Origin of the sequence: Falsiporphyromonas endometrii, assembly GCF_042654485.1 — a bacterium.
GTDB classification, from domain to species: Bacteria; Bacteroidota; Bacteroidia; order Bacteroidales; family Porphyromonadaceae; genus Porphyromonas; species Porphyromonas endometrii.
In genome coordinates this window covers 1-7,817 of record NZ_JBHSGO010000040.1, presented here as the reverse complement: position 1 = coordinate 7,817, position 7,817 = coordinate 1, and the positions used below count along the sequence as shown (strand labels likewise).

At 40.8% G+C, this 7,817-nt stretch carries 5 protein-coding genes; 2 read left to right on the top strand and 3 right to left on the bottom strand.

What is annotated here, in order from left to right:
- Positions 1-477: 477 nt before the first annotated feature.
- The 3 genes from ACFO3G_RS02300 to ACFO3G_RS02290 form a co-directional block, all read right to left on the bottom strand.
- Positions 478-2,415 (bottom strand): NAD(+) synthase, encoded by a 1,938-nt coding sequence (locus ACFO3G_RS02300; protein ID WP_380077599.1) that lies wholly within the window; start codon positions 2,413-2,415, stop codon positions 478-480.
- 349 nt (positions 2,416-2,764) lie between these two features.
- Entirely contained in the window at positions 2,765-4,123 is a 1,359-nt protein-coding gene (locus tag ACFO3G_RS02295; RefSeq protein ID WP_380077597.1) for an FAD-dependent oxidoreductase, read from the bottom strand.
- 256 nt (positions 4,124-4,379) lie between these two features.
- A complete protein-coding gene (locus tag ACFO3G_RS02290) occupies positions 4,380-4,958 on the bottom strand; it encodes a DUF417 family protein (protein WP_380077595.1) in 579 nt (192 codons plus the stop codon).
- Between the two features lie 301 nt (positions 4,959-5,259).
- Between ACFO3G_RS02290 and ACFO3G_RS02285 the strand changes: the two genes are divergently transcribed.
- Together ACFO3G_RS02285 and ACFO3G_RS02280 are read left to right on the top strand one after the other, a co-directional pair.
- A complete protein-coding gene (locus ACFO3G_RS02285) occupies positions 5,260-5,529 on the top strand; it encodes a hypothetical protein (RefSeq protein ID WP_380077593.1) in 270 nt (89 codons plus the stop codon).
- An 820-nt stretch (positions 5,530-6,349) separates the two neighbouring features.
- Complete coding sequence (locus ACFO3G_RS02280) at positions 6,350-7,582, top strand: restriction endonuclease subunit S (RefSeq protein ID WP_380077591.1); 1,233 nt, start codon at positions 6,350-6,352, stop codon at positions 7,580-7,582.
- Positions 7,583-7,817 lie beyond the last annotated feature (235 nt).

Sequence of the window (7,817 nt, the reverse complement as noted above, 5' to 3'; positions counted from 1 at the left end):
GAAAACGATTCGGATGAAGTTTTTGGCCATACCCGGATATATTCAGAGACATGCCGGTAAAAAAACTTTAAAACTGGCGCTGGCGCTAAAACACAGACCTGCTTTTTTAGCCCTCTGGAAACGAGCCGGAGATCCTAATATTTCAATCTAATAATATTTCTAACGACAAATCTGGGTTAATCGGGCAGCAATTATCCTAATATATTTGTAGAATATCGGATTGCTATTTGGCTGGTGTATTCAAACATTCAAAGCTATTTGGTGATTTGCTGTTATGTTGAGGGAGTGGGGGAGTTTTAGGGGACAGCAATCATTAGCAATCATTTGTAAAGAACAATCGCTATCAAAGAGTCAAAGCTCGATGATAGCGATTGCTTTTATTTGATTAGAAGGGATGCTTTTGTCGATATAAACCGGATTTCTATCTCTTACAATTTCATATTTTTATGCGGTCCCTTTTTGCCTTATCTGTGTTTATTATTCCGGGAGTTGGTTAATTTCTTGGAGCCACATATCGCTTACTGCATCGCTTGGCATCCTCCATTCACCTCTTGGCGATAGTGAAATACATCCAACTTTAGGTCCGTCGGGCATACAATTTCGTTTGTATTGTTGGGCAAAGAATCTTCTGAAGAAGGTATGCATCCATTTTTTGATTTCTTTTCTTGAGTATTTACCATCAAATGCCACCTGAGCCAAGAAGAATATTTTTGCCGGTGGAAACTCGTTGTAGAGGAAGTGGTATATAAAGAAGTCGTGCAATTCGTATGGTCCGACTGCATTTTCTGTTTCTTGACTTATCTCACCATCTTCTTTTGTTGGCAAAAGCTCCGGGCTTATTGGGGTGTCGAGCACATCGAATAAGATTTTTGAAATCTCTTCTCCCATATCTTTTTCTTTGGCGATATAATTGACAAGCAGCTGTACGGTAGTCTTTGGTACGCCCGAATTGACTGCATACATAGACATGTGGTCTCCATTGTAAGTTGCCCATCCAAGAGCCAGCTCTGAGAGGTCTCCTGTACCTATTACCGGTGCATTGTATTTGTTGGCAAGGTCCATCAGGATTTGTGTTCTTTCTCTTGCTTGTGAGTTTTCATAAGTCACATCTTGGATCTTTTCGTCGTGATCAATATCCTTAAAATGAAGTCTGCAAGCTTCGGTAATATCTATCTCCATCTTTGTTACACCGAGGCAGTCCATCATATCGAGCGCATTTTGGTGTGTACGACTTGATGTGCCAAATCCGGGCATAGTGACACAGATGATGCCTTTGCGATCTAAGCCGAGCACATCAAAAGTTTTGGCCGTTACCAGCAATGCCAGTGTAGAGTCGAGCCCTCCCGATACTCCTATAACGGCATTTTTGGCTCCTAAGTGGAATAGTCTTTGGCGCAGTCCGCATACTTGAATGTCCAATATTTCAGCACAGCGTTCGTTGCGGTATTCATCATCCGGCATGAATGGGTTGCATTCTACCTTTCTTGTCATCGGGTAAGATCTTCCGGAGGAGCGAAGTTCAAACTCAACCTCTTTCATATCGTCTCCCGTAAGCTGAGATACAGCTGCCTTGAAGCTGCTATTGATCAATCGTTCTGTTTGGACACGAGATACATCTATGTCGTTTATGATCATTCTTTCGGAGTAGTCGAAGCGCTTCATCTCTTCAACTATGTTTCCGAGTTCGGCAATGAAGGCCTTACCTGTGTAGACAAGGTCGGTAGAGCTTTCTCCATATCCACAAGACGAATAAACATAAGCGCATATGCTTTGAGATGAAAGTCCGGAGATCAGAGAGCGCAGATAGGAGTGTTTGCCTGCATTCTCATTGCTTGCAGATAGGTTGAATATAATCTGTGCACCATAGAGAGACAGCCTTGTCCCGGGAGTATAAGGGGTCCACATATCCTCACAAATCTCTATACCGATACCTACAGAGCCACATCTGAAAAGCAGATTACATCCAATAGGTACCTGTTCGTCTCCTATCTTGACAGTCGAATATTTGAGATCTCTTGCCGGTGAAAACCATCTTTTTTCTTGAAACTCGCGATAGTTGGGAAGGTAAGTCTTAGGGATAGCACCCAAGATCCTGCCGCTTTGGAAGACAATGGCAGCATTAAACAACTTTTCTTCTACCCTTACAGGCATTCCGACAATGACCATAACATCTGTAGAAGATGTCTCTTTGACAAGCTGACACACAGCCTTTTTGGCCTGATCTAATAGGAAAGGTTGAAGGAACAAATCACCACATGTATAGCCCGTAATGCTCAATTCGGGGAAAGCCACAATCTCAACGCCTTTGGAATCGGCTTCAAAAACCATGTCTTTGATACGACTGATGTTATAAAAACAGTCTGCAACCTTTACATAAGGTACAGCGGCTGCAACCTTTACAAAACCGTACTTCATTGCTCTAAATTTATTCTTAAATATTTGGACAACAAAGATAACCAATACAAATGATACGAGGACAACAAAGCTCCTTATCAATGATGGAATGCAGGGTTTGAAACGATTGGGGAGCTCAGATCCAAGCCCCCTATTTTATAACAAAGGGACCAAGCCGACCATAATGTCCGACTCAGCCCCATAACTTAAATTAAAAGAGTTGAAAAATTTATCTAATCCACACCTAAAGTTTATCTAAGTAATGAATAGAAGCTGTCTGAAGAGCCTTTGCTGATTTTCCCCATCTATGCTCTCACAAATGAGTGAGAAAGTCGCTTGATGCAACATTCCGGACAGCTTCTATATTTGGTTATAGCTTAGCCAAATCATTGAGTGCTTCACTCATGCTCGGATGGGTAAATATAAAATCTCTCAAGAAGGTATAATCTTGATTAAGTTTCATTGCCATCGCTACAATATTGATGAGTTCGCTTGATTCGGGCCCAAAAAGGGTACAGCCTAATATTTTATTGGTCTCGGCATCCACCACAATCTTAAACAGACCGGCTATTTCATTCAGAGTCCTTGCTCTTGGAATACCTGCGACAGGAAGTTTATTTACCTTAATCGCTTTTCCTAAGCCGAGAGCTTCCTCCTCACTCATACCAATCCTGGACAGAGGTGGATCTATAAATACAGAGTAGCTTACGGGTTGTCTGTCCGATATTTTGCGACTCCCATCTTCAAAGAGTTGACTCCTAAGGATGCGATAGTCGTCCAAAGAGATATATGTAAACTGCAATCCTCCTTTGGCATCACCCACTGCAAAGACATTTGGATTGGATGTCCTGAGCTTGTCGTCCACCTTGATAGCTCCACGTTCGTCGACTTCGATCCCGGCGGCTTCCGGGTTGAGCCCACTTGTGTTTGGCCTCCTTCCGGTAGCCAGGAGGATGGCATCTCCCATAAGAGAATTGCTGCGTCCTTCTCGATCCGAATAGATTACTTCCGAACCTTTCACTTCGTTTACCCGAGCATTCATAACAAATCGGACACCTTTGGATTGAAGTCTCTCTTTGACAGTATCGGCAATATCTCGATCCTCTCGACCAATAAGTACGGGAGCTCCCTCGAGTACAGTTACCTGTGAGCCAAATGAAGCAAACATAGAGGCAAACTCCAGACCTATATATCCACCACCAATGACAACAAGGTGATGAGGAAGGTTGCTTAGATGCATGATAGAAGTGCTGGTATAAACTTGAGGATTGTCTTTTATACCCTTGATAGGCGGGATGACTGTCTCAGCACCCGTATTGATAACGATAAGCGGTGCATGAAGCTCTTCCATAATCGAGCCATCATGTTGAGCGACAAGAACCGTCTCTTTGTCCTTAAATGTGCCTATACCATCGAAGATGCTGATATTGGGTTGATCAGCCAAAAGATGATAGTTTTTGTTTCTCAACATGGAGATAAGCTCATCCTTGTGGGCAATAGAACGAACAAAATAATCGTTCTTTGCTTCATAGCTCAAGGAAGGATCTGCCTGCTTGGCAGAGCTTACAAGAGTTTTTGTCGGAATACATCCCACATTGATACAAGTGCCGCCATACATCTCGGCAGATTGTTCTATTACGGCTACCTTTTTTCCTCTCTTAGCCAGATCAGAGGCGAGGGTTTTGCCACATTTGCCAAACCCAATAATAATTGCATCAAACTCTTTCATCTTAATTTCTTCGATTACACTTTAATTACTAATAGACCCAAATATCACACGGCCATCAGTAAGATAGCTCAACAAAGTTTTATGTATCTATTTGGGAGAAACATTCTCCTTAAACGGTGTTCGAACATCGTTTGAACACCGTTCGGGAGATTGTGAAGGCCATAGGTCAATGACTTGTCATAAGACTTCCATTAAATAATATAATTTCATCCGTCTTATTGAGAAGCCACACCGGCCTGTGCCGATCGCGTACCAATCAATGTTTGAGACCGGCGAGGATTTTCTTGGCTGAGTCTGCCAGTAGTACTACGGCACCTGCTAAGATGGCTGTGTCTTTGAGCACCAATCTACCTGCTCCTGTGAGTAGTGGGAAGCCGTGCTCCGGACCTCCAAGATCGGGTACCCAAACTTCCGGTGTCGTGAATAGGAAAGAGAGTGTACCAAACATCATGATAATGGCGAGTCCTGCACCAACAAAACCAATCTTTGGAGAGAAGATACCCAAGAATGTCAAGATACCAATAGACATAATCAAGATGCCAAGACCGCGAGAATAGCCATAGGTATTGTTTTCTTCGTGCCATGCTTCTTTGGCAGCATCCACTTCTCCCTCTTTTAGCTTATAGTCCTTGTATTCAGGAGCCTGCTTTGTGTAGAAAAAACTCATAAATGGACTGTTGGCTACAAAAGGTACAATACCTTCTGCTTCGTAATGCCAAAATTTCAAGCCACCAATCCAAACAAAGATGATAAGGATGGCCACACGGATAAGATTGATACCCAAACCTTTTAGCGATGCGCAAAAGTTGAGAAACGATACAATAAAATTCTTCACTTTTAATTTTGTCTTTTAGTAAAACATTCAAATCAATAAACGAGCGTTCGGGTAGCATAGTGTTACTAATAAATACGCCTAAAACTCATTTCGCAATACAAATATATTATTACGAAGCAATATGACAAATAGAAGATATCTATATCAGAATAGAGAATGCAAAACATAGAGAATCCGTATGTAGTCATTATTACCCTGTTTGGGTTGAAGTCCTTTGTTCCATCCAAAAGTATCTCAATAGAGAGTCATTGCAAAAGAGCAGACTTTTTTGTACCTTAGGTTTTGATAAAGAACAAATACTATGGAGACAGTCATTTTACTTACCCTGCTTTTGATTGGCATTTTGCTTGGCGGAAAACTCCTCCGCACAGGTAAGTTGTGTCCTGCTCCATCGAAGCAAATTACCTTAGAGGCAGGGATAGAAATCAAGGCCTTGGGCACTCGTTTTTTGCAGGCTGTGAAGCTCGCAAAAGAGGAGTCGTATTTGTTAAATATTATTACTATTCATAATGCTCCAAAAGGGGCTCAAACAGCTCCTTTTTATACCAAAATTCACACCTATCGGGGTTAGGGGAATCTGACCCAATGCACGCTTTGCCCGTTTTATTAGTACGAAACGGGCTTTTTTATGCGCTATTTTAACAAATAAGCTCGCGCAAGAAGCAATCTATTCTCGCGCGACTCTCGATCCGTTGTCGCGCGACCTTGACATGCAAAGTCGCGCTACTTGGGGTGCAACCTCGCGCGAGTTTAGGTTCAAAGTCGCGCGAGAATGGATTGCAAGTCGCGCGACCTTACAAAAAAGGCGGCCTGAAGTCCATTTTTAAGCCCCCAATTTGTCCCAAAAAAGTAGCCTATACATATATTAACATTCAGGTAGGACGGTTTCGTACTATCGCTTTTGGGTTTTGTGGAGAATGAGCCTCATTCGTAAGTCAAAAAGGGCTGTTTTGAGTCTGAAAACGGGCTTGAATATTTAACATTATTTGCCATATAATACCCATTTTGGGTCCTCCATTTTTCCTAAAAGGTGCATTGTTTGGGATGTGAACTGACGGAAAAATATGGGAAAACAAAGACAATTTTTATGTAGAAAGAAAGGATAAAAATGCCTAAAAGAAGGGGGCGACAAAAGGCAAAAAGCGTTCGGAAGCAATAGGGACAAGAAGCATATTTACATACCCTTTTTGGTATATTTGTCCTCACAATCAAATGATTCTCACAATGAATAGGCAGGAATTGGCCAATAAGATGTGTTACAGAGTCAAAGAAAACGAGTACAAAAATGATAACTTGGGATATGTGTTGTACAAGGTTGTCTTGCCATCAACAGACAAAAATATGAATCGGCGAACTCATTGAAGTACTCGGAGAAGATAAAGAAGATGAACATGGATAAACCTAAAATAAGATTTAAAGGGTTTGAAGAGGCTTGGAGAAAAAGGACCTTGGGGGAGATAGCTCCTTTACGTGGTGGATTTGCATTTAAAAGCACTGAATACGCTCCATCTGGTATACCTATCATAAGAATATCTAATATCTTGTCAGATGGTACAATAGGAGCAGAATTCATATATCATCAAGAAGATGCCAATGATGAAAATTATATTTTGCATGATGGTGCAGCCTTACTCGCTATGTCAGGAGCCACAACAGGAAAAGTATCCATCCTTCATTGCAAAAAGACAGATAAGTATTATCAAAATCAACGTGTTGGATATTTTCAGAAAGTTAATGGCATAGACTATAAATATATATCGACAATAACTCGTTCCATTCTTTTCACCCAACAGTTGTACAATGTCCTTGTTGCTGGAGCACAACCAAATATATCTGCTAAAGATGTTGATAATTTTAGATTCTATGTTGCTAAAGATATTGCAGAGCAAGAAAAGATAGGCAAGCTCTTCGAGCGTATAGATACTCTTCTTAACCTCCAACAGCGCAAATGTGACAAACTGAAGGTAATTAAGAAAGCTATGCTCTCTAAGATGTTCCCTAAGCCCGGGAAGAAAGCCCCCGAAGTGAGATTTGAAGGATTTACTGATGACTGGGTGGAGTGTAAACTAGGGGAGATAGGTAATACATTTACTGGGTTGTCAGGAAAAACTAAAGATGATTTTGGGCATGGGCAAGCCTCTTTCATAACCTACATGAACATTTTCTCTAATCCAATAACTGATAAGAATTTGCATGAACCTATTGAAATAGACAAAAAACAAACAGAAGTACAGATTGGAGATGTGTTTTTTACTACCTCCTCCGAAACCCCAGAAGAGGTAGGAATGTCTTCCGTTTTGATTGAAAAGAAAGGTATAACGTACCTTAATAGTTTTTGTTTTGGCTTTAGACCTCACATAGAAACAGACTCATTTTACTTAGCATATATGCTTCGTTCTTTCTGTATAAGAGAACAAATTGTCAAATTAGCTCAAGGCATATCAAGATACAATATTTCAAAATCGAAGATGATGAATATTGCTTTGACTTTACCTTCCCTCTCCGAACAAAAGCAGATTGGCGCCTTCTTTCACAAGTTAGATACTCTTATTCGTTTAAATGAATTGAAGTTATCTAAGCTTCGTTTATTAAAGCGTTCCTTTCTTGAGGGTATGTTTGTTTAATTATTATCTGTGATTTTCGTCAACGAATCACACCGATGAGCCTGCTCTTTTTTTCTACCTCTATGTATCTAAGTAGTGGTAGATATGGTACGAGGTGTTATAGAAGAATTAGATACTGTCCCGAAAAAGTGTGTAAGACTCAAGACTGTTATCTTTGAAAAAAACAAAATAAAACGATAAACCGTATGAATCTTACACGAGTACAAATTAAAGAAATTATTTCGAATTGTCTGTC

Coding starts and splice junctions, on each gene's coding strand:
- ACFO3G_RS02300 (WP_380077599.1), bottom strand. CDS start 2,415: ATGAAGTACGGTTTTGTAAAGGTTGCAGCCGCTGTACCTTATGTAAAG.
- ACFO3G_RS02295 (WP_380077597.1), bottom strand. CDS start 4,123: ATGAAAGAGTTTGATGCAATTATTATTGGGTTTGGCAAATGTGGCAAA.
- ACFO3G_RS02285 (WP_380077593.1), top strand. CDS start 5,260: ATGGAGACAGTCATTTTACTTACCCTGCTTTTGATTGGCATTTTGCTT.
- ACFO3G_RS02280 (WP_380077591.1), top strand. CDS start 6,350: ATGGATAAACCTAAAATAAGATTTAAAGGGTTTGAAGAGGCTTGGAGA.